The 23,234-nt window shown below is 46.8% G+C and carries 28 protein-coding genes; 22 read left to right on the forward strand and 6 right to left on the reverse strand.

Annotated features, from left to right (window positions below; all coding sequences use genetic code 11):
• Positions 1-162: 162 nt before the first annotated feature.
• Positions 163-660, forward strand: coding sequence for a lipoprotein (locus ACFPVS_RS06830; RefSeq protein WP_095502149.1), 498 nt, complete (start codon positions 163-165; stop codon positions 658-660).
• Positions 661-714: 54 nt separating this feature from the next.
• Here ACFPVS_RS06830 and ACFPVS_RS06835 read toward each other — a convergent pair whose 3' ends face one another.
• Positions 715-1,092, reverse strand: a complete 378-nt coding sequence (locus tag ACFPVS_RS06835; RefSeq protein ID WP_123804432.1) for a YkvA family protein — start codon at positions 1,090-1,092, stop codon at positions 715-717.
• 525 nt (positions 1,093-1,617) lie between these two features.
• Here ACFPVS_RS06835 and sdhC point away from each other — a divergent pair.
• From sdhC to ACFPVS_RS06910, 15 genes are all read left to right on the forward strand, one after another.
• Positions 1,618-1,995: a succinate dehydrogenase, cytochrome b556 subunit gene (gene sdhC, locus ACFPVS_RS06840; protein WP_096295573.1), complete on the forward strand. Its 378-nt coding sequence runs from the start codon at positions 1,618-1,620 to the stop codon at positions 1,993-1,995.
• Positions 1,989-2,330: a succinate dehydrogenase, hydrophobic membrane anchor protein gene (sdhD, locus tag ACFPVS_RS06845; protein ID WP_096295572.1), complete on the forward strand. Its 342-nt coding sequence runs from the start codon at positions 1,989-1,991 to the stop codon at positions 2,328-2,330. Before sdhC ends, sdhD begins: the two co-directional genes overlap by 7 nt.
• 2 nt (positions 2,331-2,332) lie before the next feature.
• Complete coding sequence (sdhA, locus tag ACFPVS_RS06850; RefSeq protein WP_123804412.1) at positions 2,333-4,096, forward strand: succinate dehydrogenase flavoprotein subunit; 1,764 nt, start codon at positions 2,333-2,335, stop codon at positions 4,094-4,096.
• A 133-nt stretch (positions 4,097-4,229) separates the two neighbouring features.
• Positions 4,230-4,937 (forward strand): succinate dehydrogenase iron-sulfur subunit, encoded by a 708-nt coding sequence (locus ACFPVS_RS06855; protein WP_095502133.1) that lies wholly within the window; start codon positions 4,230-4,232, stop codon positions 4,935-4,937.
• A gap of 1 nt (position 4,938) precedes the next feature.
• Positions 4,939-5,184, forward strand: a complete 246-nt coding sequence (locus ACFPVS_RS06860) for an FAD assembly factor SdhE (RefSeq protein ID WP_096295571.1) — start codon at positions 4,939-4,941, stop codon at positions 5,182-5,184.
• Between the two features lie 119 nt (positions 5,185-5,303).
• Positions 5,304-6,587, forward strand: coding sequence for a citrate synthase (gene gltA, locus ACFPVS_RS06865; RefSeq protein WP_123804415.1), 1,284 nt, complete (start codon positions 5,304-5,306; stop codon positions 6,585-6,587).
• A gap of 204 nt (positions 6,588-6,791) precedes the next feature.
• A complete protein-coding gene (locus ACFPVS_RS06870) occupies positions 6,792-9,620 on the forward strand; it encodes a 2-oxoglutarate dehydrogenase E1 component (RefSeq protein ID WP_378595524.1) in 2,829 nt (942 codons plus the stop codon).
• A gap of 91 nt (positions 9,621-9,711) precedes the next feature.
• Positions 9,712-10,890 (forward strand): 2-oxoglutarate dehydrogenase complex dihydrolipoyllysine-residue succinyltransferase, encoded by a 1,179-nt coding sequence (gene odhB, locus ACFPVS_RS06875; RefSeq protein ID WP_096295570.1) that lies wholly within the window; start codon positions 9,712-9,714, stop codon positions 10,888-10,890.
• 52 nt (positions 10,891-10,942) lie between these two features.
• Positions 10,943-11,209, forward strand: a complete 267-nt coding sequence (locus ACFPVS_RS06880; RefSeq protein WP_096295569.1) for a hypothetical protein — start codon at positions 10,943-10,945, stop codon at positions 11,207-11,209.
• 48 nt (positions 11,210-11,257) lie between these two features.
• Positions 11,258-12,688 (forward strand): dihydrolipoyl dehydrogenase, encoded by a 1,431-nt coding sequence (lpdA, locus tag ACFPVS_RS06885; RefSeq protein WP_096295568.1) that lies wholly within the window; start codon positions 11,258-11,260, stop codon positions 12,686-12,688.
• A 415-nt stretch (positions 12,689-13,103) separates the two neighbouring features.
• Positions 13,104-13,391, forward strand: a complete 288-nt coding sequence (locus tag ACFPVS_RS06890; RefSeq protein WP_096295567.1) for a hypothetical protein — start codon at positions 13,104-13,106, stop codon at positions 13,389-13,391.
• Between the two features lie 259 nt (positions 13,392-13,650).
• Entirely contained in the window at positions 13,651-14,085 is a 435-nt protein-coding gene (locus ACFPVS_RS06895) for an ElaB/YgaM/YqjD family protein (protein ID WP_096295566.1), read from the forward strand.
• Between the two features lie 93 nt (positions 14,086-14,178).
• The gene (locus tag ACFPVS_RS06900) at positions 14,179-14,562 is read left to right on the forward strand and encodes a phage holin family protein (RefSeq protein WP_096295565.1); all 384 of its coding nucleotides are present in this window, start codon (positions 14,179-14,181) and stop codon (positions 14,560-14,562) included.
• A gap of 15 nt (positions 14,563-14,577) precedes the next feature.
• Positions 14,578-14,877 (forward strand): hypothetical protein, encoded by a 300-nt coding sequence (locus ACFPVS_RS06905; RefSeq protein WP_096295564.1) that lies wholly within the window; start codon positions 14,578-14,580, stop codon positions 14,875-14,877.
• 102 nt (positions 14,878-14,979) lie between these two features.
• Positions 14,980-16,086 (forward strand): porin, encoded by a 1,107-nt coding sequence (locus tag ACFPVS_RS06910; RefSeq protein ID WP_096295563.1) that lies wholly within the window; start codon positions 14,980-14,982, stop codon positions 16,084-16,086.
• Between the two features lie 94 nt (positions 16,087-16,180).
• Here the strand turns inward: ACFPVS_RS06910 and cueR are convergent, their stop codons facing one another.
• Positions 16,181-16,594, reverse strand: coding sequence for a Cu(I)-responsive transcriptional regulator (gene cueR / locus ACFPVS_RS06915; RefSeq protein WP_096295562.1), 414 nt, complete (start codon positions 16,592-16,594; stop codon positions 16,181-16,183).
• A gap of 106 nt (positions 16,595-16,700) precedes the next feature.
• Positions 16,701-17,312 (reverse strand): CNP1-like family protein, encoded by a 612-nt coding sequence (locus ACFPVS_RS06920; RefSeq protein ID WP_096295561.1) that lies wholly within the window; start codon positions 17,310-17,312, stop codon positions 16,701-16,703.
• 105 nt (positions 17,313-17,417) lie between these two features.
• On the opposite strand from ACFPVS_RS06920, the gene ACFPVS_RS06925 reads away from it, so the two are divergent.
• The 3 genes from ACFPVS_RS06925 to pyrC are packed head-to-tail and all read left to right on the forward strand — an operon-like array spanning position 17,418 to position 19,336.
• On the forward strand, positions 17,418-17,642 hold the full coding sequence (locus ACFPVS_RS06925; protein WP_123804423.1) for a sulfurtransferase TusA family protein: 225 nt from the start codon (positions 17,418-17,420) through the stop codon (positions 17,640-17,642).
• Positions 17,643-17,652: 10 nt separating this feature from the next.
• Entirely contained in the window at positions 17,653-18,243 is a 591-nt protein-coding gene (locus ACFPVS_RS06930; protein ID WP_096295560.1) for an NMCC_0638 family (lipo)protein, read from the forward strand.
• 58 nt (positions 18,244-18,301) lie between these two features.
• Positions 18,302-19,336 carry a dihydroorotase gene (gene pyrC / locus ACFPVS_RS06935; protein ID WP_096295559.1) on the forward strand — a complete coding sequence of 345 codons (1,035 nt, stop codon included), beginning with the start codon at positions 18,302-18,304 and terminating at the stop codon, positions 19,334-19,336.
• A 61-nt stretch (positions 19,337-19,397) separates the two neighbouring features.
• Here pyrC and nusB read toward each other — a convergent pair whose 3' ends face one another.
• From nusB to ACFPVS_RS06950, 3 genes are all read right to left on the reverse strand, one after another.
• Complete coding sequence (gene nusB, locus ACFPVS_RS06940; protein ID WP_096295558.1) at positions 19,398-19,823, reverse strand: transcription antitermination factor NusB; 426 nt, start codon at positions 19,821-19,823, stop codon at positions 19,398-19,400.
• Positions 19,824-19,892: 69 nt separating this feature from the next.
• Positions 19,893-20,378 (reverse strand): 6,7-dimethyl-8-ribityllumazine synthase, encoded by a 486-nt coding sequence (ribH, locus tag ACFPVS_RS06945; protein ID WP_096296151.1) that lies wholly within the window; start codon positions 20,376-20,378, stop codon positions 19,893-19,895.
• Between the two features lie 55 nt (positions 20,379-20,433).
• Entirely contained in the window at positions 20,434-20,757 is a 324-nt protein-coding gene (locus ACFPVS_RS06950; RefSeq protein WP_096295557.1) for a DUF2185 domain-containing protein, read from the reverse strand.
• A gap of 188 nt (positions 20,758-20,945) precedes the next feature.
• Between ACFPVS_RS06950 and rnc the strand changes: the two genes are divergently transcribed.
• The 3 genes from rnc (at position 20,946) to era (ending at position 23,164) form a co-directional block, all read left to right on the forward strand.
• The gene (gene rnc, locus ACFPVS_RS06955; RefSeq protein WP_096295556.1) at positions 20,946-21,662 is read left to right on the forward strand and encodes a ribonuclease III; all 717 of its coding nucleotides are present in this window, start codon (positions 20,946-20,948) and stop codon (positions 21,660-21,662) included.
• 12 nt (positions 21,663-21,674) lie between these two features.
• Positions 21,675-22,124 (forward strand): DUF2489 domain-containing protein, encoded by a 450-nt coding sequence (locus ACFPVS_RS06960; protein ID WP_198345271.1) that lies wholly within the window; start codon positions 21,675-21,677, stop codon positions 22,122-22,124.
• Between the two features lie 110 nt (positions 22,125-22,234).
• Entirely contained in the window at positions 22,235-23,164 is a 930-nt protein-coding gene (gene era / locus ACFPVS_RS06965) for a GTPase Era (protein ID WP_096295555.1), read from the forward strand.
• Positions 23,165-23,234: the final 70 nt, after the last annotated feature.

Here is a 23,234-nt window from a genome sequence, read left to right on the forward strand (position 1 = left end):
TTGGCATAATATTGGTTATTGAAGAGGCCGTTTCAGACGGCCTTTTTTGTTGTGTTTCATTTTCCACATGATGACGACTTATTCGAAATATGTTGTAATTGAGCAAACTTGATCATGTATCAGTGCGACCATCATTTGGACTATTCGACGAATCTGATTATAATGACCCACATGAAAAAATATATCCCCCTCTTATTTACATTGGCGGCACTTGCCGGTTGTCAATCTATCTACGTGCCAACCTTAAAAGAAGTGCCGGTGCGTCCGACTAATGTCCAAGTAACTGAGAAGCCGGCTGCCGGTTTCCGTTTGGCTTCTAGCCACTGGTCAGATGTTTCCAAAATCCGTGACGAAGCGACACGCTTGAGTTATCAGGTCAGCCAAGGAAAGATGACTAAGGTTCAAGCTGCCCAATACTTAAACCGCTATCGTATTCAATTGGTGGGTCGCAACTCTGTTGACGACAGCATGTATGAAGTTTATCTGCGTTCTGCCGTGGATAGCCAACGTGGTGAAATCACTACTCAACAATCCAAGTTGTATATCCAAAACGCTTTGCGCGGTTGGCAGCAACGTTGGAAGAGCATGAACAGCAAACCAAGTAATCCGGCATTTACCAATTTCCTGATGGAAGTGATGAATATGTCTCCGTTGCAATAATGTGATTTAAAATAAAAAGGCCGTCTGAATTTCAGACGGCCTTTTTTTTGCTGTTTATTTTTTACCTAAAATCTTAGCGGTGGCAATGCGGGCTTGTTCACGAATATCTTCGGTCAGATAGGCTTTCATTTGGCTGTAAACCAATGTGATTACGGCAATATCATCGGTGAATCCCAAGGGTCCCAATAAATCGGGAATGGCATCAATTGGGCTGAAAAAATACACTAATGCACCTACGATAATCATTTTTGCCTGTTTGGGCGTGTGCGGTGATTTCCACAAAAAATACAATGCATAAAGCTGGCGGACTACCGGTGCGCCCAATCTGCCCGCAAAGCGCCCAAGCTTGCGTAGAAAGCCGGGTTCATTGAGTTTTTTGCGTCTGAATTTTGGAATATAGTTTTCAGGGGAAGCTGAGTTTGAATCGTTCATAGCATTCATAGAAAAGCCCTTTTAATCGTTGTCATGATATGTGTTGCTTGGCCATTCTTCTTGTTTGATTTGATGAAAAACATTGGAACGGGAAATTATAAGAAGTATAAGAGATTGGATGATTAAGATACGTCAACTCAATGCAGTTTTATGATAAGCAGCAAAATAATGAAATGCTAAAGCAGGATTAAATGATTACCGTACTTAATTAATATCAAAATAATGTCGATTGATCATGAGCGAATGGGAGTTTTACAAGCGCAGCCAGGTGAATAAATTCAGATAAGTTGAATGTTTTTTTGCGGGATAGCAGTTTAGGTTGATATTATCAATTATCAGGCGAAAGGAGTAGTCAAAAAGAAATACGATAAAATTATTTTGTCTCATTTTTGTAAAAATTTATTAGATTGTTTACAAATTGGGCTGTTCAAATGGCGATAAACCATGTAAATTATAGCAAGTGTAATTCATTGTAGTTTTGCGCTACCCGATTTTGAGAAGAAAATAAATTCAGAGGAACAGACCATGTCCGCCAAACCACGTCCTGTCTTTCTAGAAATCCCTAATATCCGCTTACCGATACCGGGGATTGTTTCTATTTTGCACCGTATTAGCGGTGTTGTTTTGTTTATTGCTCTGCCGGTATTGCTTTACTTACTGTCAGGCACATTAAGCCAACAGTCAGATTTTGAAGCCTATCGTGCCTTTGTTTCCAATCCGCTGGTGAAGTTGGCGTTGATTGGCTTGTTGTGGGCGTATCTGCATCACAGCTTGGCCGGCATCCGCTTCCTGTTGTTGGACGCGCATAAAGGTTTGGAATTGAACACAGCCCGCAATACGGCGAAACTGGTGTTTGTTGCTGCTTTGGTATTGACTGTAGTGATTGGAGCCTTGTTATGGTAGATCGTAAATTAACCGGTGCCCACTACGGTTTGAGAGATTGGGCGATGCAGCGTGCAACTGCTGTCATCATGCTGATTTATACTGTTGTGCTGATTGCATTCTTATTGGCATTGCCAAAAGAATATGCCGCATGGCAGGCATTTTTTGACCAAACTTGGGTGAAATTGTTTACTCAGGTGAGCTTTATTGCTTTGTTCCTGCATGCATGGGTTGGTATTCGTGACTTGTGGATGGACTATATTAAATCGTTTGGTCTGCGTTTATTTTTGCAAGTAGCTACTATTGTTTGGTTGGTTGGCTGCTTGGTATATTCAGTTAAAGTTATTTGGGGGTAAGTATGAGTTTTCCTGTTCGCAAGTTTGATGCCGTGATTGTTGGCGGCGGTGGTGCAGGTCTGCGTGCTGCCCTGCAATTGTCTAAATCCGGTCTGAATTGTGCCGTATTGTCTAAAGTGTTTCCGACCCGTTCGCATACTGTTGCTGCACAAGGCGGTATTTCTGCTTCCTTGGGTAACGTACAGGAAGATCGTTGGGATTGGCATATGTACGACACCGTAAAAGGCTCTGACTGGTTGGGCGACCAAGATGCGATTGAATTTATGTGTCGTGCGGCACCTGAAGCGGTTATCGAGCTGGAACACATGGGTATGCCTTTTGACCGTGTGGAAAGCGGCAAAATTTACCAACGTCCGTTTGGTGGTCATACGGCTGAACATGGTAAGCGTGCGGTAGAGCGTGCCTGTGCGGTTGCCGACCGCACCGGTCATGCCATGCTGCATACTTTGTATCAGCAAAACGTTCGCGCCAATACCCAATTCTTTGTAGAGTGGACGGCATTAGACCTGATTCGTGATGAAGAAGGTGATGTGGTTGGTGTGACTGCTATGGAAATGGAAACTGGTGATGTGTACATTTTCCACGCTAAAGCGGTAATGTTTGCTACCGGTGGGGGGGGGCGTATTTACGCATCTTCGACCAATGCCTACATGAATACCGGTGACGGTTTGGGTATTTGCGCCCGTGCAGGTATTCCATTGGAAGACATGGAATTCTGGCAATTCCATCCGACCGGTGTGGCAGGTGCCGGCGTATTGATTACCGAAGGTGTGCGTGGTGAGGGTGGCATTTTGCTGAACGCTAACGGCGAACGTTTCATGGAACGTTATGCGCCAACCGTTAAAGACCTGGCGTCTCGTGACGTGGTTTCCCGCGCCATGGCGATGGAGATTTATGAAGGTCGTGGCTGTGGTAAAAACAAAGACCATGTATTGCTGAAAATCGACCACATCGGTGCCGAAAAGATTATGGAAAAACTGCCGGGTATTCGTGAGATTTCTATCCAGTTTGCCGGTATCGACCCAATTAAAGACCCGATTCCTGTTGTGCCGACAACCCACTATATGATGGGTGGTATTCCGACTAACTATCATGGTGAAGTGATTGTGCCTAAGGGCGACGAATATGAGTCAGTGGTAAAAGGCTTGTATGCTGCCGGTGAGTGTGCGTGTGCTTCTGTTCACGGCGCCAACCGTTTGGGTACCAATTCATTGCTTGACTTGGTAGTGTTTGGTAAAGCAGCGGGCGATAGCATGATCGATTTCATTAGAGCGCAAGAAGGTTGGAAAGCTTTGCCGGAAAATGCCGGTCAGTTGACTGCGCAACGCTTGGATCGTTTGGATAACCAAACTGATGGTGAAAATGTTGATGAATTGCGTCGTGATTTGCAGCGTTCTGTTCAACTTCACGCAGGTGTATTCCGTACCGATGAAATTTTGAGCAAAGGCGTAAAAGAAATTATGGAAATCGCCGAGCGTGTGAAACGCACCGAAATCAAAGACAAGAGCAAAGTGTGGAATACTGCGCGCATTGAGGCTTTAGAATTGGATAACCTGATTGAAGTAGCGAAAGCAACTTTGGTATCTGCTGAGGCGCGTAAAGAGTCACGTGGAGCACATGCTTCAGATGACCACCCTGAGCGCGATGATGAAAACTGGATGAAACATACCCTGTATCATTCATTGAGCAACACCTTGAGTTATAAACCGGTACACACCAAGCCGCTGACCGTTGATTATATCGAACCGGCCAAACGCGTTTACTAATGTATCCAGATTTCAGGCGGCGTATTAGCGTATTAAAGGCTGCCTGAAAATATCAGAAAAATAGACCCTACACCGACGGTTTGAAATTCTATAATCATTCATCAAGCCGCTCGTGAGAAAAGGAACACTTCTCATGGAAAAAGTAAGTTTTGAAGTTTACCGCTACAACCCTGATGTTGATGCAAAACCTTATATGCAGAAATACGAGTTGGAGATCGAACCAACCGACGTGAAATTATTGGATGCATTGGTTAAGCTGAAAGCTCAAGACGATACCTTGTCGTTCCGTCGCTCCTGCCGCGAAGGTATTTGCGGTTCAGACGGCATGAACATCAACGGTAAAAACGGCTTAGCTTGTTTGACTGACATTCGTAGCCTGAAGCAGCCGATTAAAATCCGTCCATTGCCGGGCTTACCGGTTATCCGCGATTTGATCGTGGATATGACTCAATTCTTTAAACAATATCATTCTATTAAACCTTATGTGGTAAACGATACGCCGATTGATTCGGATAAAGAGCGTTTGCAAACTCAAGAAGATCGTAAAGAACTGGATGGTTTGTATGAGTGTATCTTGTGTGCATGTTGTTCGACTGCATGCCCTTCATTCTGGTGGAATCCTGATAAATTCGTAGGCCCGTCTGGTTTGTTAAATGCTTACCGTTTTATTGCTGATAGTCGCGATACCATTACCAACGAGCGTTTGGATGATTTGAACGATCCGTATCGTTTGTTCCGCTGCCATACCATTATGAACTGTGTTGATGTTTGCCCGAAACACTTGAATCCTACTCGTGCAATCGGTAAGATTAAAGAAATTATGTTGAAACGAGCAGTCTAAAATGGTATTTGATGATACTGCAAAACGAAAAATCCGTTTTCAAACCCGTCGAGGGCTATTAGAGCTTGATTTGGTTCTTGGCCGGTTTATAGAAAGAGAATTTGAGCAATTAAATGATGAGGAATTATCCGCGTTTGTTGAAATTCTTGAGTTTCAAGATCAAGACTTGTTAGCTTTGGTTAACGGTTATACGAAAACTGAAAAAACTCATCTTATTCCATTGCTTGATAGAATCAGACAGGCATAAAATAAAATATTGATACAGTGTTTTTCAATATATTGTGAAATAGTTTATAGTTCGTCTGAAAATAAGACCGTGCTGTAAAGCAAAACGCATAAAAGCCTCATTTTACAAAGGAGCAGAGAATGTCTAAAACAGTAAAACTCAACACCCCAAACCAAGAGGCATTGGAATTGCCGGTATTGGAAGCATCATTAGGAAATGATGTCATCGATATCCGCGCATTAACCAAACACACTGGTTTGTTCTCTTTTGACCCTGGTTTTGTGTCCACTGCAAGCTGTGAATCTAAGATTACCTATATCGATGGTGAAGAAGGTTTGCTTTACTACCGCGGTTATCCAATTGAGCAATTGGCAGAAAAATCCGATTATTTGGAAGTTTGCTACTTGTTGATTTATGGCGAATTACCGAATGCAGAACAGAAAAAAGAATTTACCAATATCGTAAGCCACCACACTATGGTGCACGAACAGTTGACTTGGTTCTTCCGCGGCTTCCGTCGCGATGCGCATCCAATGGCAATGATGGTGGGGGTAGTTGGCGCCTTGTCTGCTTTCTACCAAGACAGCTTGGATATTACCGATCAGAAACACCGTGAAATTGCCATTTATCGTTTGATTTCCAAAATTCCGACGATTGCGGCAATGTGTTACCGCTACTCAAATGGCTTGCCGTTTAACTATCCGAAAAATAATCTGACTTATGCAGAAAACTTCCTGCATATGATGTTTGCCACGCCATGTGAAGAATATAAGCCAAATCCTGTTTTGGCCCGCGCCTTAGACCGTATCTTCATTCTGCATGCGGATCACGAGCAAAATGCATCTACTTCAACTGTACGCTTGGCCGGCTCTTCCGGCGCCAATCCTTTTGCATGTATTGCAGCGGGTATTGCCTGTTTATGGGGGGCATCGCATGGAGGTGCCAACGAAGCTGTTTTGAATATGTTGGATGAAATCGGCGACGTTTCTAATGTAGAAGCCTACATGGAAGGCGTGAAGCAACGTAAATACCGCTTGATGGGTTTTGGTCACCGCGTTTACCGCAACATGGATCCACGCGCCAACATCATGCGTGAAACCTGCTATGAAGTTTTGAAAGAATTGGGTTTGGAAGACAGTCCTAAATTCAAACTGGCCATGGAATTGGAACAAATTGCATTAAAGGATCCATTCTTTATTGAACGCAAACTTTATCCAAACGTTGATTTCTATTCGGGTATCGTATTGTCTGCCTTGGGTATTCCAACAGAGATGTTTACCGTTATCTTTGCCTTGGCGCGCAGTGTAGGTTGGATTTCTCATTGGCATGAGATGATTGGTGATCCGGCACTGAAAATCGGCCGCCCGCGTCAATTGTACACCGGTGAAGGCCGTCGTGATTTCGTGCCGGTTGATGAACGTTAATTAGTTTTTTAATCGATTGTCAATTTACATTTTTAAAGACTAAAAAGTCTGTTAGATTAGTTTTATTGATTTAAGACAAAATATTTACAGGCAATTAGTTCGGAATAGGGTAGAATAAAGTGTCATCTTCAGACGGCCTGAAATCCGTTAAAGTAGCACAAAGTTCTACCCTTTATTTATATCTTAAAGAAAAGAGCGCACGCCATGATGGAAGAAAAACTTAATTTCTCTTATCTGTTTGGTTCGAATGCCCCTTATATTGAGGAGTTATACGAAGCTTTCTTGGTTGACCCAAACTCAGTAGAAGATAAGTGGAAGCAATACTTTACTGACTTAACCAAGTTACCGGGGGCAACTGATGTAGACGTTGCCCATGCACCGATTCGTGAATCATTTGCCAATTTGGCTAAGACAAAATCAACGGCTGCTATTGCAGGTAACGTTGATGAAGCGATGTTGAAAAAACAGGTTGGCGTGTTGCGTATGATTTCTGCTTACCGCATCCAAGGCGTTGGTGCGGCGCAATTGGATCCGTTAAAACGGATGCCGCCTAAATATTTAGAAGCATTGGATCCTAAATTCCATGGTCTGACAGATGCCGATATTGCTGTGAAATTCAGTATGGGGGAAGGCGATTTCGACGGCCAAGAAAAAATGGCCTTATCTGAAATCGTTAAGAATTTGAAGCAAACTTATTGCGGCCATTTGGCGGTGGAATATATGTATATTCCGGAAACCGAAGAGCGCCGCTGGATTCGCAATTACTTTGAAAGCGTGCTGTCTACTCCACGATATACTAAAGAACAAAAACGATACTTATTGAAACAATTAACTGCTGCGGAAACCTTAGAGCGTTACCTGCATACCAAATACGTCGGTCAAAAACGTTTCGGTGTTGAAGGTGGCGAAAGTGTTATCGCCGGCTTGAATTACTTAATTCAAAATGCCGGTAAAGATGGCGTAGAAGAAGTCATCATCGGTATGGCACACCGTGGCCGTCTGAACGTGTTGGTAAACACTTTAGGCAAAAAACCGGGCGACTTGTTTGCCGAGTTTGAAGGTCGTGCCGAAATAAAGCACCCAAGCGGTGACGTGAAATACCATATGGGTTTCAGCTCTGATATCGCAACACCAAATGGTCCTATGCATGTTTCATTGGCTTTTAATCCGTCGCACTTGGAAATCGTGAACCCGATGGTAGAAGGTTCTGCTCGTGCAAAGCAAGAGCGCTTGGGTAAGAACGGCCGAGAAAAAGTATTGCCGGTTTTGATTCATGGTGACTCTGCATTTATCGGTTTGGGTGTTAACCAAGCGACGTTCAACTTATCGCAAACCCGTGGTTATACTACCGGCGGTACGGTTCATATCGTCATCAATAACCAAATCGGCTTTACCACTTCCGATACGCGCGATACCCGTTCAACAGTATATTGTACCGATGTGGCAAAAATGGTTTCTGCGCCGGTTATCCATGTTAACGGAGATGATCCGGAACGTGTATGCTTTGCTATCCAAGCAGCTTTGGATTACCGCAAAACCTTCAAAAAAGACATCGTTATCGATGTAGTATGTTATCGCAAATGGGGTCACAACGAGGGCGATGACCCGACTTTGACCCAACCGATGATGTACAAAAAAGTTGCCCAACATCCGGGCACTCGCGCCATGTATGTTGAGAAATTGATTGCTGAAAATGTGATTACTCAAGCCGAAGCAGATGCTTTGGTTCAGGCTTATCGTGATGCCTTGGATAAAGGGGAACATGTCGAACAAACCACATTAAGCAATTTCCAACGCACCAGCATTGATTGGAGCAAATACCAAGGCCAAGACTGGCGTGAAGATGTCGATACCAGCTTGCCTGCTGCCGATATCCAACGTTTGGCTGATAAGTTCACCAATATTCCGGATAACTACACCCTGCATGCCACTGCTAAACGTGTAAATGAAGCCCGTAAAGCCATGGCTGCCGGTAAGCAGCCGATTGACTGGGGTATGGCTGAAACCATTGCCTATGCCAACTTGGTGACCAAAGGTGCGGGCGTACGTATTTCCGGTGAAGACTCAGGTCGCGGCACCTTCTCACACCGTCATGCAGTCATTCACGATCAAAAACGTGAAAAATGGGACGATGGTGCCTATGTGCCATTACGTAATATGGGCGAAGGCGCAGCCGATTTTTTAGTTATCGACTCGATCTTGAACGAAGAAGCAGTAATGGCCTATGAATACGGCTTTGCCTGCTCGGCGCCGGATAAACTGACCATTTGGGAAGCTCAATTCGGTGACTTTTCCAACGGTGCACAAGTAGTGATTGATCAATTCTTGTCATCAGGCGAAACCAAATGGGGGCGCTTATGTGGTCTGACCACTATTCTGCCTCACGGCTATGATGGCCAAGGTCCTGAGCATTCGTCAGCCCGTTTAGAACGTTGGTTGCAATTGTGTGCCGAGCACAACATGCAGATCGTGATGCCGTCTGAAGCGTCGCAAATGTTTCACTTGTTGCAACGTCAGGTCTTGGGCTCTTACCGTAAACCTTTGGTAATCTTTATGTCGAAACGCCTGTTGCGTTTCAAAGATGCCATGAGCCCATTGTCTGATTTCACCGAAGGTTCGCGCTTCCGTCCGGTGATTGAAGACAAAGCAGAACGCAACAGCGATGACAGCGTAAAACGTGTGATTCTGTGTGCCGGTCAGGTTTACTATGATTTGGCTTCAGGCCGGGCCGAGCGCAAGCTGGAAGACGATTTGGCCATTATACGTGTAGAACAGCTATATCCGTTCCCGGATAATGAGGTGAAAGCGGAACTAGCAAAATATCCGAATGCCAAACAAGTGGTTTGGGCGCAAGAAGAACCGCAAAATCAAGGTGCTTTCTATCAAATCCGCCACCGTTTGGAGGCAGTTATCGCCGAAGATCAAAAACTGTCTTATGCCGGCCGCCCAAGCAGTGCATCGCCTGCAGTGGGTTACATGAGCAAACATGTTGCCCAACTGAAGCAATTAGTTGGAGACGCATTGAATGGCTAATTGAAGAGAGAAACGCCTACGGCCTGACTCGGGCCGTAGGAATAAGAACACATCACAAGGCCGTCTGAAAGGCGGTAAACCGGAGACTAAAATGATTATTGAAGTAAAAGTGCCAATGTTGTCTGAAAGCGTATCGGAAGGTACCTTGTTGGAATGGAAAAAGAAAGTTGGTGAAGCAGTTGCCCGCGATGAAATTCTGATTGAAATCGAAACCGACAAAGTGGTTTTGGAAGTGCCTTCTCCACAAGCCGGTGTATTGGCTGAAATCATTGTTGGCGATGGTGAAACCGTTGAAGCTGACCAAGTGCTGGCGCGCATCGATACTGAGGCTGCCGCGCAACCTGCTACTGAAGTTGCACCGCAAGCCGAAGCTGCTGAATCCAAACCAGAACCTGCTGTACAGGCCGGTGCCCCTGCTATGCCAGCCGCTGCTAAATTGGCTGCTGAAAAAGGCGTAGATGTGAATTCGGTTCAAGGTTCAGGCCGTGACGGTCGTGTCTTGAAAGAAGACGTTCAAAATGCTGTTGCTAAACCTGCCGCCACTGCCAGCGCGCCAGTTCCTGCCGGTGCACGTCCAGCGCAACGCGTTCCAATGAGCCGCTTGCGTGCACGTGTGGCAGAGCGTCTGTTGGCTTCTCAACAAGAAAATGCCATATTGACCACTTTCAACGAAGTGAACATGAAGCCAATCATGGACTTGCGCGCAAAATACAAAGACAAATTCGAGAAAGAACACGGCACTAAATTGGGCTTTATGTCTTTCTTTGTTAAAGCTGCTGTCGCTGCGCTGAAGAAATATCCGATTGTGAATGCTTCTGTTGATGGTAACGACATCGTTTATCATGGTTTCTTCGACATCGGTATTGCCATCGGCAGCCCACGCGGTTTGGTCGTGCCAATCTTGCGCGATGCAGATCAAATGAGCATTGCCGACATTGAAAAAGCCATCGTAGATTACGCAGTTAAAGCCAAAGATGGCAAAATCTCTTTGGACGATTTGACCGGCGGCACCTTCAGCATCACCAACGGCGGTACTTTTGGTTCGATGATGTCTACTCCAATCATCAACCCGCCACAATCTGCCATCTTAGGCATGCATGCCACTAAAGAGCGTGCCATGGTGGAAAACGGTCAAGTCGTGGTCCGTCCTATGATGTATTTGGCGCTGTCTTACGACCACCGTATCATTGATGGTCGCGAAGCGGTATTGACCTTGGTGGCCATTAAAGATGCCTTGGAAGATCCAGCTCGTTTGTTGTTAGATCTGTAATATATTCAGACGGTCTTAAAGGCCGTCTGAAAGCGTGTCGAGGGTATCAAACATGAAGCAAGCGTTTATGATTTTGGCTACTCTGGCTTTATCAGCTTGTGCCGCTTTTTCCGGTAGGGAATACTCGGTCAATGCTTATAATGCACAAGGTAAGCAGCTGAATAAAAAATTCGAGCTCGATAGTAATAAAGCGGGTATTCAAATGGCGCGGCAATCGCTTTGCCAATCCTATCCGAATGCTACCATTCGTGTTTACAATAACATCACACGCATGGAAGTGAAGGAATTTAGCCCTTATTCATGCCGCTACAAACGCTAGGCATCACTTATTTTCGATACATTCTTTTTGAAGGACAAAGGATTTCAAATGTCACAATATGATGTAATAGTTATCGGTGCGGGTCCTGGCGGTTATGTTGCTGCCATCCGTGCTGCACAATTAGGTTTCAAAACAGCCTGTATTGATGCCGGCGTGAATAAAGCAGGCGACGCGCCTGCTTTGGGCGGTACTTGCTTGAACGTAGGCTGCATCCCATCAAAAGCCTTGTTGCAATCTTCAGAGCATTTCCATGCGGTGCAACACGACTTTGCCGAACACGGTATTACCGTGGGCGACATCAAATTTGATGCTGCCAAAATGATTGAACGCAAAGACGGTATTGTGAATAAATTGACCGGCGGTGTGAAATTCTTGTTCCAAAAGAACAAAATTGACAGCTTGTTCGGCTTGGGTTCGTTCAAAGGTAAAAACGGCGATTTGTATCAAATCGAAGTAGACAATAAAGGCGAAAAAACCGTTGTTGAAGCCAAACATGTGATTGTGGCGACTGGTTCTGTACCACGTCCATTGCCACAAATTGCCATTGATAACGTGAATGTATTGGACAACGAAGGTGCTTTGAACCTGACTGAAGTACCGGCTAAATTGGGCGTTATCGGTTCGGGTGTAATTGGTTTGGAAATGGGTTCGGTATGGAAGCGTGTGGGTTCGGAAGTTACCATTCTGGAAGCCGCACCGACTTTCTTGGCTGCTGCCGACCAGCAAATTGCCAAAGAGGCGTTCAAATTCTTTACTAAAGAACAAGGTTTGGAAATCGAATTAGGCGTGAAAATCGGTGAAATTAAAGCAGGACAAGGCGTGACCGTGCAATACGAAACTGCTAAAGGCGAAGCCAAAACCGAAACCTTTGATAAATTGATTGTGGCCATCGGCCGCATTCCGAACACCAACGGTTTGAATGTTGAAGCCGTGGGCTTGGAAAAAGACGAACGCGGTTTCATCAAAGTAGACGGCGATTGCAAAACCAACCTGCCAAATGTTTGGGCAATTGGTGACGTGGTTCGCGGCCCGATGTTGGCGCACAAAGCCAGCGATGAAGGCGTGGCCGTGGCTGAGCGTATTGCCGGCCAAAAACCGCATATCGACTTCAATAACGTGCCATTCGTGATTTATACCGACCCTGAAATTGCTTGGGTAGGCAAAACCGAAGAGCAGTTGAAAGCCGAAGGTGTTGAATACAAAAAAGGTACTTCAGGCTTCGGCGCCAATGGTCGTGCATTGGCCATGGGCAAAGCCAAAGGCACCATCAAAGTGTTGGCTTGCGTGAAAACCGACCGCATTTTGGGCGTGCATATGATCGGACCGGTGGTGAGCGAATTGGTATCTGAAGGCGTAACCAGCTTGGAATTTTCAGCCAGCAGCGAAGACATCGCCCGCATCATCCATGCGCACCCGACCTTATCTGAAGTGTTGCATGAAGCGGCATTGGCTGCCGACAAGCGTGCTTTGCATGGCTAATTGCTGGATTTTGTTTGAAATGCCGTCTGAAAAATGTTTCAGACGGCATTTTTAATGAAAAATGGGAATCAAATTTGAGTTGGGGAAACTATATTTATGAGATGGCGCAATTTCATGATGGCAATGCCGGTGTGACGATTACGTCCAGCCAAACGGGTAAGGAAATTCAGTAGTATGAATATTAGGATGAGATGAATATGCGGTTAGGCCGTGTTTCACCGCATTATTTTAAGCCTATATGCCGATGAATGGAGAAAAACCGCTTGCAGCGTCAGATTCTTGAATATAAACAGATAGTGCTTTTATATCAGCCAATTGCTGTCTTTCAGACGGCCTGACTCGGTAAAACCGATAAAGCAGGGCATGGCAAAATCTTTTATAATGGCATATTGATTTTTCAGACGGCATTAAAGTGATGAATAAAGAATTACTCGGGCTGATTTTCTTACCGACCGGTATTATGTCAATGTGTATTGCCGCAGTTTTCCAGCTGTATGTGATGATGACCGAAACCTATACACTCAATCGTTATAAAGACAAAGCGTTGTTATGGCGCGTGGGGGTTTTATTTCTCAGTTTTAGTTTGGCAGTATATTGGCTTTGTCCGAATGCACGTAAAAAAGGCGTAGTATTTTTCATACTGGGAGTAGGCGGCGCATTGATGTATGCTTTGGCGCGTGTCTGGCTGCCCTTTAACCCGTGATGATATGCAAGGCCGTCTGAAAATATGGATTTCAGACAGCTTGTTTCAGTCAGCCTATTTTTAAGCGCACAAAAGGATAGCTGATCTAATCCGCTTCCGCCAAATCATTTTTAAAAACTTTTCACAGCAAATTTGAATCATTCAAAATCTAACAATCTTTACAAGAATTCAAATTATCTTTATGGAAATTATCTTGTGAGTCGATGTCGTTCTCTCTATACTGAAAAAACATCAAACGAACACGCAAAGGAGCGTAACAATGAAAAAACATGATTATGAAACCCGAAAAGAAGCTCTGTTGAAAGATATTCGTGAAGTAATGAATGATGTAGAAGATTTATACAACGCAGGCGCGGAAGCAACGACTGAAGAAGCCAAAGAGGCCAAAGCAAAATTGCAGGAAAAATTGGATGCAGCCAAAGATCGTCTGACTAAATTTGAAGCTGAGGCTGCCGAGCGTCTGCGCCACCATGCCGAGCAAGCGCGCGACAAATACGCTGAATTTGAAGCCGAAGCTGCCGAGCGTTTCAAAGAAGGTAAAAAACGCTTTGCTGAATTTGAGGCCGAAGCCAGTGAACGTGTGAAACATCACGCCCAACAAGCCGATGAAGCCGTGCGTGACAAACCTTATTACGCAATGGGCTTTGCCGCATTAGCCGGTCTGGTGGTCGGTGTGTTGCTGAACCGCCGCTAATCGCCAATGGATAGGCCGTCTGAAAATAGGTTTCAGACGGCCTTTCTATTTCACACGCGTGAAAACAAAATAAAGTTGAGAAAGGGAAGAGAGATGAATCTCAAAGAGAATATCCAGCATACCAAATTGGTGTTTAATCAAGGTATCGATTTATTGATGCTGCGTCTGCAACTGCTGAATTTGGATTTGGCCGCACAAGCGGGTAATGCTGTGCGCAGCATAATTTGGTTGGTGATTTCGGCCATATTGCTGTTGGTGGCGTTGATTAGTTTGTTATTCGGTTTAAACCGTGTATTGACCGACCAGCAAGCAATTTGGACATTTTTCGGCATTACCGGCTTGAGCCTATTGATTATCGCCATTACCTGTGCCCGTATTGTCTATGGCTGGAAAGGCCAAAACAACCGCATCGGCAACACATTAAAAGACATTCAATCCGATATTGCTTATTTGCGTGGTCAAATTAACGAAGAATAAACAAGGAGAGTCCCAATGAACCAACAACAAAAAGAAACCCGTGAGCTGCTCGAATTGGAAATTAAACTGGCGCGTTTAAAAGTGGCTGCTTCTTATTTGAAACAACGCAGACTTAAAGAAATCCGTGCGCAGAAATCGGCTGAAAATGAAGCCATGTTGTACCGATTGGCTGACTTCGGCAGTAGTTTTGCCGCTTCATCCACCAGCTTGTTGTCGAAAACATCGCATTTGCCTCTGCCCAAACTGTACCGCTACGGCGCCATATTTGCTTTGTTTGCTTTACAAGCGTGGCAGAACCATTTGAAGCAAAAATAAATAAAAATTGCTATCGTTTTAAAAGCTATTGTCTTTAAAATGAAAATTCATTAATATGTCGAGGCTGGTTTAACCATATTTTTGAAAAGGGAGATATTCACCATGCAAAAAACCATTCTCGCACTCACTTACGCCGCATTTTCATGCGGCGTTTATGCAGATGTGACCTTATACGGTCAAATAAAGAGCAGCGTCAGCACCAGCCAAGTCAAAATCAAAGGCGGCGCCGGTACGGAAAAAAGCGCAACCTCAACCCGTATTAACGACAATACTTCGCGTATCGGTTTCAAGGGTAAGGAAAAATTAAGTAATAATTTGACCGCTATTTGGCAGTTGGAGCAGCGCGCATCCATTTTGGGGCAAAGCAACAGCCAAAAATGGGGCAGCCGCGATTCGTTTATCGGTGTAGAAGGCAGCTTCGGTAAGCTGCGGGCCGGTAATTTGAACAATATGCTCAACGAAATGGATACCATTGATACATGGATGTGGAGTAATACCGCCACAGGTTTGGGTGTGTTTACCCGCACCGGATCGCGCAATGTATCGGTTCGTTACGATAGTCCGTCGTTGTCAGGCTTCCAATTCAATGCGCAATATTCTCCGCGCGACAACCAGAATCCTGAAGATAAATACACCCATGCCGAGCCGGGACGCGATCAATATACTGCCGGTGTGAGCTACAGCAATCCTCAATTTTTTACCAAACTGGCTTATAACCTGCGTAAAAACCGTGCCGGCACCGAGGATGGTCACATCGTCCGCTTGGAAACCGCTTACGATGCCAATAATTTATTTTTGGGCTTGGGTGCGCAATATGCCAAAGCTAATGAGAGCGCCAACACTTATCTGGCTAACTTCACCGATGGCTTCAATACCTACAACGGCAGCGACATTACCAAAGATGCCGGCAAAGAAGAAGCCGTAAAAGTTATTGATGCCGCCGTAACAGCAGGCTATAACTTCGGCAACTGGCGTCCGCGCATTACCTACGCACACGGCTGGCCGGCTAAAGGTGTAGACAGTGGCGAAAAATTGGTAGATAAATTCGACCAAGTGATTGTCGGGGGCGATTACCGCTTCAGCAAACGCACTTCAGCACGCGGCCAAGTCGGCTATCTGCGAGTAGGCAACAAAACACTTTTGACCGCAACAGATAAAGGTAAAGTGGAACAAGCAGCCGCTTCTTTGGGCTTGCATCACCGCTTCTAAGATTGTGCATGAAAAAACCTGCCTGAGTCATTCAGGCAGGTTTTGTTTATGTTAACTTTGGCAATAGGTTTGCAAAGGTCTCAGGCCGTCTGAATTAATCATGGCAAGACTTCTTAAGCGTATTTTCCGAAAGTTGCTCAATAATCGCGCATTCGGGATCGTCATTGCCTTGGCAGCAGTCATGCCAAGATTGCAGCGTAGCAGTCATGCTTTGCAGGCGGCTGATTTTTTCTTGCAGCGTGGCAATGTGTTCCGCCACCAATTGCTTCACTTGCGCGCTGGTTCGTTGCGGATTGTGTTTGAGCCGCAATAAAGTTTCGATTTGCGCCAATGAAAAATCAACATCACGCGCGTGTTTGATAAACATCAGTGTGTCTAAATCTTTTTCCTGATATTGGCGATACCCCGATTCGTTGCGCCCGGTGGCCGGAATCAAACCGATTTTTTCATAGTCACGAATCATTTTGCTGCTCAAGCCCGAGCGTTTGGCGATTTCGCTGATGTTCATGGGCGTTAAGTCCTTCAAGAGTTTAAACTTGATATAAGGCCGTCTGAAAAAATTTAAAGTAAAAGGCCGTCGGAAAGCGGGAATTTTTCAGACGGCCTGTTTAATTTTATTTGTTGGTATTGGCCAAGCTTGGTTTGTGGCGGCCGGCGCGTTGTTGCAAGCGCTCAATCAAACCTTTCACTGTATTTGGCGTACCATCGACACAGAATGCGTTATAAAGCACGCTGCGCAGTTCATCGTTGCGGCTCATCGCGCCGCCCATCGGCTTCCAATCTGCATTGCGCGGTTGAATCCAACGGCTGTTTACCGGATCGCCATAGCCGAATATTTTATACGAAGAGCGTTTATCGCCGCCGTAATTGAAGCTGGAGCGGGCGCAGAAAATACCTTCGGCCGTCAGGTTATCGTAACCTTGAGAAGACTGCGTGTTCAAAATATAGCGGATGCTGGTGTCTGGCGAAGGCATGATTTGCAGGCTGTCCAATAAAATTTTCGGCTGCTTGGCATAGGTTTCGCTCACATAAATATCAAACCAATCGCCTGATTTGGTGTCCGGCAGAGCAGGTAAACCGACTTCGGCTTCTTTAAATTCGCGGGCCGCTTTTTCTCCGGCGCTTTCTTGATAACGACTGTTGACCAAGCTGTCTTTATCGCTTTTGGGCAGGGCAAAAGCGGAAGTGGCAGCCAAGACCATAACCAGCAAACTGATGCGGCGCATAACGCTCTCCATGATGAAATATTTTGCATTTTAGGGTTTCAAAAGCGCAGGTGCAAGCAAGTCAGGTATAATTAACCTAATATTTAACCAGATTAAACGCAAACCATCATGACACAAACCTTAGACGTAACCGGCTTGAAATGCCCGATGCCGATTTTGCGTGCCAAAAAAGCCTTGGCACAAATGCAAACCGATGAAGTGTTGACCGTATTGGCCACCGACCCGGGGGCGCCGGGCGATTTTGAAGCCTTCTGCCGCCAAACCGGCCATGTTTTATTGGAATCGACTGAAAGCGAAGGTGTGTTTACCTTGGTGCTCAAACACAAATAGGCCGTCTGAAATGCAGAAAACCTTATTGTGTGCAACGCTGTTGGTGTTGGTTGCTTGCGGCGGCGAAGAATTATCGCCCAAGCAAAGAGAAGAGCGGGCGCAAGAAGCGGTGAAGCTTTTTAACGAATCATGCGTGACGCTGCGTGGCGAACCGGCTCGAGTGACCGCTTGGGCGGGCGCACAAGATGCACAAGCCATGACGGAAGACGATGTAAAAAACCTGCCTTTCGGCATGATGGAACTCGATTGGAACGCCGTTTGGAAGCTCGAGAAAAACCAGACGGCTTATTATCTCAGCCTTGCGCCGGAAAGCTGCAGCATCAAAACCGAAAAAGCCGATGAGAATATGGTGCGCCAGCAATTCATGCAACTGGTCGAGCAAGCGCCGCAAGGCATGAACCATGAATTGCGTTCCGAAAAATCCACACAATCGCCGTTTCCTTTCCGTCAGCTTTCCTATGCATGGCGTGAATCGGGCAGCCCTGAAGAATGGGTGCTGACGGCCAATACATCGCCATCGGAGCAGTTGCCTGCGCAAGCCGCATTATATTTCACCCATCAGATTTATCATTCCAAACCGGTATTGAACCAAACAAATTGATTTTCAGACGGCCTGAACAAAAGGCCGTCTGAAACCGTAAAACCAAAAGGAAACCACCATGCAAACCCTGACCATTATCCAGCCGGATGACATGCATTTGCACCTGCGCGACGGCGAAGCACTCAAAGCCGTAGCTCCTTTCACCGCCCGCCAAATGGGCCGCGCCGTGATTATGCCCAACCTGAAGCCGCCCGTGGTCAGCGTGGCCGATACCTTGGCGTATAAACAGCGCATTCTCGATGCCTTGCCTGTAGGCAGCACTTTTGAGCCATTGATGACGCTGTATCTCACCGACAAATCCACACCTGAACTGGTGTGCGAAGCCAAAGCCGCCGGCATGGTTGCCTTCAAACTGTATCCGGCCGGCGCCACCACCAATTCCGATTCCGGCGTGACCGATTTGTTCAAACTGATTCCCGTGTTGCAGGAAATGGCGGCGCAAGACATGCGTTTCTTGGTGCATGGCGAAGTGACCGAGGCCGAAATCGATATTTTCGACCGCGAAGCCGCCTTTATCGAGCGCGTGATGAAGCCCGTGTTGCAGCAAGTTCCCGATTTGAAAGTGGTGTTTGAACACATCACCACCGCCGATGCCGCCCGCTTGGTGTTGGAAGCAGGTGACAACGTGGCCGCCAGCGTGACCCCGCAGCATCTGCTGCTCAACCGCAACGATTTGCTCGTCGGCGGTGTGCATCCGCATCATTTCTGCCTGCCGGTGTTGAAACGCGAAACCCACCGCCAAGCCTTGGTTGCCGCCGTTACCGGTGACAAAGCGCATAAATTCTTCTTGGGCACCGATTCCGCGCCACACGCCAAATCCGCCAAAGAAAATGCCTGCGGCTGTGCCGGTATGTTCAGCGCCATGACCGCCATCGAGCTTTACGCCGAGGTGTTTGAAAACGCCGGTGCACTTGACAAACTCGAAGCCTTTGCATCTAAAAACGGCGCACGTTTCTACGGCTTGCCGGAAAACAGCCGTACCATCACTTTGGTAAAACAAGCGCAAACCGTTCCTGAAAATATGCCTTACGGTGATGAAGTGTTGGTGCCGATGCGCGCAGGCCAAACCGTGGCTTGGTCGGTGCAATATTGATTGATATAAACAAAAATGCCGTCTGAAAATTTTCAGACGGCATTTTTTATACGGCAAAGGATTAACCGCGTTTCGGATCGTCCGGACGCAATTGCACGGCCAAGCGGTCGAGAATGCCGTTGACGAATTTGTGGCCGTCGGTGCCGCCGAAGGTTTTGGTCACTTCAATCGCTTCGTTGATGATGACCGGATACGGCGTTTCCGGCATGGCGGATAATTCGTGGCAGGCCATCAGCAATACGGCGCGCTCGATCGGGCTTAAGTCTTTTTCGTCACGGTCGAGCAGCGGGCGGATGCGTTCCATGTATTCGGCAGCGTTGGTTTTGGTGCCGAAGAATAATTTGGTGAACAATTCTTGGTCTGCTTTTTCAAAATCAGGCAGGTCTTGAATGTTTTTCGCCACTTCAGGAGCGGCGGTATTGTTGATATTGGATTGGTACAGTGCCTGTACCGCAAGCTCGCGGGCGCGGCGGCGTGGTGTTTTCATGGGTGATGTCCTTATAAAAGGTTTCAGACGGCCTGATACATGGCAGGCCGTCTGAAACAAAGCGTCGGATTATTCTTCGTCTTCTTCTGCGTCGAATTGGTTTTCGAGCAAACGATTCACCAAGTTGGCCATTTCTACGGCAACTTTGGCGGCATCAGAGGCTTTTTCTTCAATGCGTGCAACGGCTTGTTCGTCGTTTTCGGTGGTGAGAATGGCGTTGGCAATCGGGATGTTGTAATCCAAGCCGACGCGGGTCACGCCGGAGCCGGATTCATTCGACACCAATTCAAAATGGTAGGTTTCGCCGCGAATCACCACGCCGATGGCAATCAGGGCGTCAAATTGCTCGGATGAAGCGAGGTTCATCAAGGCAATCGGCACTTCCAGCGCGCCGGGTACGGTTGCGATGGTGATATTTTCCTCGGCCACGCCTAATTCTTGCAGCGTGCGGCAGCATACTTTCAGCATTTCGCCGCCGATTTCGTTGGTGAAACGCGCTTGCACGATACCGATGCGCAGTTGTTTGCCGTCTAAAACGGGTTCGATGATGTTCATGTTTAATCCTTTAAAAGTGGTTTCAGACGGCATAACCGTCAGGCCGTCTGAACAATTAATCTTTGGGCTGCCAATCGGCAACGGCTTGGAATTCGCCGTCTTCGCTCAATTCCCACGCGCTGCCTTGCGGCCGGGTGAGCAGGGCGACGATGTCGGGGTTGTTTTTGGTGATGTCCGACATGCTGCACACGGTGAAATTATCCGGGTTGTCGGTGTATTCGTCGCTTTCTTCGCCGGTGAAGAAACGCCAGCCGCTGTCGTTTTCAAACACCGGTTCTTCGCGGTATAAAAAGCCCACGGCTCGGCCTTGCTCGGTCACGGTTTTGGTGGCGATGCAGCGGTCTAGCGCGGTTTGCAGGGCTTGGGCAAAAATATTCATAAGGTTTGGCTTCTCAATGATGTGGGGGGGGATTTTACACGATTCGGCTGTTTTTCGCACTTGCTACTGCCCATGAAATGTGGGGATTAATGTTACAATAGGCCTCTTGAAAACCAATCAGCCTTAAAGCGTTTGCATATTTTTAGCGGAGTATGGAAACCCGTTCAGGCTGCGCATAAAGGAAACCGATGAAACCCGATATATTGAAGCAGCAGGCGCACCAAAGAATCCAGCAGCATTTGGGTTATGCGTTCCGCCGTATCGAATTATTGCAGCAAGCCCTGACCCACCGCAGTTTCAATGCGAAACACAACGAGCGGTTTGAATTTGTCGGCGATGCGATTTTGAACTACACCATCGCCAAAATGTTGTTTGATGCCTTTCCGAAATTGACGGAAGGCGAGCTGTCGCGTTTGCGCGCCAACTTAGTGAACGAAGGCGTGTTGGCCGAAATTGCGCTGGAAATGAATGTCGGCGACGGCTTGTATTTAGGTACGGGCGAACTCAAAAGCGGCGGTTTCAGACGGCCTTCCATCTTGGCCGATGCCATGGAAGCCATGTTCGCCGCCGTGAGCTTTGATGCTGATTTTGCCACGGCGGAAAAAGTCATACGCCATTTGTTTGCCGGCCGCGTGAAATCGGTCGATTTCAAAAATCAGGGCAAAGACAACAAAACCACGCTGCAAGAAGCCCTGCAAGCCCGCCGCTTGGCCTTGCCGAAATACCGCATCGAAGAGCAAATCGGCACAGCCAACGACAGCCGGTTTGTGATTTCCTGTGATTTGGGCGAACTCGGTTTCATCTGCAAAGCCCAAGGCGCCAGCCGCAAAACCGCCGAGCAGGAAGCCGCTGCCGAAGCATTGAAATGGTTGGAACAAACATTCCCGATCAAGCGCAAAAAATAAGGGTGAGGCCGTATGAAAGTTTTGATGATAATCGGCACATTGGCCGTTGTGGTTATGGCCGCGTATGCCGCTCATTTGTGGCTTAAAGTGTACCGCCAAAAGCAGCAAGCCGAACAAGCGCAAGACGAGCGCCGCTGCAAACTCGCTCAAAGCATAGATCTGATTGCTATGGCAATGGCGCAAGGACAATGCAATTTATCCGAAGGCGTGTTGCGGCTAAAGCCTTTAATTGAATCAGCCGGACTCGATTTCAGCAGATATCCGGCTATGAATAAGTTGCATGAGGTGGTGGCCGATATGCCGATTTTGGCCGAACGCCGACAGCTTAAGCGCAACGAGCGTATGAAGTTGGATCTAATTCGAGAAAGCAGCGAAACCGAGCTGGAAAGCGAAATTGCAGCCGAAGCCGTAAATATCCGGCAGGCCGTACAAGCGTGGTTGCCGAAGCAGGCAAATTTATGATTTCAAACCGTTTTGTTTTCAGACGGCCTTTATTCCAAAACCTGTCAATACACATTTCAGACGGCCTGTTTTCATAAACAGGCCGTCTGAAAAAAATAAGAAAGTAAAACATGGACATCGAAACCTTTTTAAACAACGAATCCCAGCGTAGCGAAAACTACCGTTGCGGCTTCGTGGCCATTGTCGGCCGGCCGAACGTGGGCAAATCCACCCTGATGAACCACTTAATCGGCCAAAAAATCAGCATTACCAGCAAAAAATCCCAAACCACGCGCAACCGCGTTACCGGCATCTACACCGACGACACCGCACAATTCGTGTTCGTCGATACGCCCGGTTTTCAAATCAATCACCGCAACGCCTTAAATGACCGCCTCAACCAAAACGTAACCGAAGCATTAAGCGGCGTCGATGTGGCGGTGTTTGTGGTAGAAGCCATGCGCTTTACCGATGCTGACCGTGTGGTGATGAAACAATTGCCGTCACACACGCCGGTTGTACTGGTGGTGAACAAAATCGATAAAGACAAAGCCAAAGACAAATACGCACTCGAAGCCTTTGTCAACGAAGTCAAAGCCGAATTTGAATTTGCCGGCCACGAAGCCGTCAGCGCCAAACACGGCTTACGCATAGCCAACCTGCTGGAGCAGCTCAAACCGTATCTGCCCGAAAGCATTCCCATGTATCCCGAAGACATGGTCACCGACAAATCCAGCCGCTTTTTGGCCATGGAAATCGTGCGCGAAAAACTGTTCCGCTACTTGGGCGAAGAATTGCCTTACGCGATGAACGTCGAAGTCGAACAATTCGAAGAAAGCGAAACCGGCATGTTAAACATCTACATCGCCGTATTGGTCGACAAAGACAGCCAAAAAGCCATCCTCATCGGAAAAGGCGGCGAACGCCTGAAAAAAATCTCCACCGAAGCACGCTTGGACATGGAAAAACTCTTTAATGCCAAAGTGTTTTTAAAAGTGTGGGCGAAAGTCAAATCCGGCTGGGCGGACGATATCCGTTTCCTGCGCGAATTGGGGCTGTAAGCAAAAAATGTAGGTCGGCGATGCTTCGCCGACACAACCGACTGAATATAAAGCAAAACCATGCAAGTGA

It is taken from the genome of Neisseria weixii, assembly GCF_042658245.1.
Lineage (GTDB): Bacteria > Pseudomonadota > Gammaproteobacteria > Burkholderiales > Neisseriaceae > Neisseria > Neisseria weixii.

Bases quoted from the DNA above. Each gene is read 5' to 3' on its own strand.
- era (WP_096295555.1), top strand. From the start codon at position 22,235: ATGGACATCGAAACCTTTTTAAACAACGAATCCCAGCGTAGCGAAAAC.
- ACFPVS_RS06895 (WP_096295566.1), top strand. From the start codon at position 13,651: ATGAAAAAACATGATTATGAAACCCGAAAAGAAGCTCTGTTGAAAGAT.
- ACFPVS_RS06930 (WP_096295560.1), top strand. From the start codon at position 17,653: ATGCAGAAAACCTTATTGTGTGCAACGCTGTTGGTGTTGGTTGCTTGC.
- odhB (WP_096295570.1), top strand. From the start codon at position 9,712: ATGATTATTGAAGTAAAAGTGCCAATGTTGTCTGAAAGCGTATCGGAA.
- ACFPVS_RS06830 (WP_095502149.1), top strand. From the start codon at position 163: ATGACCCACATGAAAAAATATATCCCCCTCTTATTTACATTGGCGGCA.
- ACFPVS_RS06855 (WP_095502133.1), top strand. From the start codon at position 4,230: ATGGAAAAAGTAAGTTTTGAAGTTTACCGCTACAACCCTGATGTTGAT.
- ACFPVS_RS06870 (WP_378595524.1), top strand. From the start codon at position 6,792: ATGATGGAAGAAAAACTTAATTTCTCTTATCTGTTTGGTTCGAATGCC.
- lpdA (WP_096295568.1), top strand. From the start codon at position 11,258: ATGTCACAATATGATGTAATAGTTATCGGTGCGGGTCCTGGCGGTTAT.
- ribH (WP_096296151.1), bottom strand. From the start codon at position 20,378: ATGAACATCATCGAACCCGTTTTAGACGGCAAACAACTGCGCATCGGT.
- ACFPVS_RS06900 (WP_096295565.1), top strand. From the start codon at position 14,179: ATGAATCTCAAAGAGAATATCCAGCATACCAAATTGGTGTTTAATCAA.
- ACFPVS_RS06835 (WP_123804432.1), bottom strand. From the start codon at position 1,092: ATGAACGATTCAAACTCAGCTTCCCCTGAAAACTATATTCCAAAATTC.
- ACFPVS_RS06905 (WP_096295564.1), top strand. From the start codon at position 14,578: ATGAACCAACAACAAAAAGAAACCCGTGAGCTGCTCGAATTGGAAATT.
- nusB (WP_096295558.1), bottom strand. From the start codon at position 19,823: ATGAAAACACCACGCCGCCGCGCCCGCGAGCTTGCGGTACAGGCACTG.
- ACFPVS_RS06880 (WP_096295569.1), top strand. From the start codon at position 10,943: ATGAAGCAAGCGTTTATGATTTTGGCTACTCTGGCTTTATCAGCTTGT.
- ACFPVS_RS06950 (WP_096295557.1), bottom strand. From the start codon at position 20,757: ATGAATATTTTTGCCCAAGCCCTGCAAACCGCGCTAGACCGCTGCATC.
- gltA (WP_123804415.1), top strand. From the start codon at position 5,304: ATGTCTAAAACAGTAAAACTCAACACCCCAAACCAAGAGGCATTGGAA.
- pyrC (WP_096295559.1), top strand. From the start codon at position 18,302: ATGCAAACCCTGACCATTATCCAGCCGGATGACATGCATTTGCACCTG.
- cueR (WP_096295562.1), bottom strand. From the start codon at position 16,594: ATGAACATCAGCGAAATCGCCAAACGCTCGGGCTTGAGCAGCAAAATG.
- sdhC (WP_096295573.1), top strand. From the start codon at position 1,618: ATGTCCGCCAAACCACGTCCTGTCTTTCTAGAAATCCCTAATATCCGC.
- ACFPVS_RS06960 (WP_198345271.1), top strand. From the start codon at position 21,675: ATGAAAGTTTTGATGATAATCGGCACATTGGCCGTTGTGGTTATGGCC.
- ACFPVS_RS06920 (WP_096295561.1), bottom strand. From the start codon at position 17,312: ATGCGCCGCATCAGTTTGCTGGTTATGGTCTTGGCTGCCACTTCCGCT.
- ACFPVS_RS06860 (WP_096295571.1), top strand. From the start codon at position 4,939: ATGGTATTTGATGATACTGCAAAACGAAAAATCCGTTTTCAAACCCGT.
- ACFPVS_RS06910 (WP_096295563.1), top strand. From the start codon at position 14,980: ATGCAAAAAACCATTCTCGCACTCACTTACGCCGCATTTTCATGCGGC.
- rnc (WP_096295556.1), top strand. From the start codon at position 20,946: ATGAAACCCGATATATTGAAGCAGCAGGCGCACCAAAGAATCCAGCAG.
- sdhA (WP_123804412.1), top strand. From the start codon at position 2,333: ATGAGTTTTCCTGTTCGCAAGTTTGATGCCGTGATTGTTGGCGGCGGT.
- ACFPVS_RS06890 (WP_096295567.1), top strand. From the start codon at position 13,104: ATGAATAAAGAATTACTCGGGCTGATTTTCTTACCGACCGGTATTATG.
- sdhD (WP_096295572.1), top strand. From the start codon at position 1,989: ATGGTAGATCGTAAATTAACCGGTGCCCACTACGGTTTGAGAGATTGG.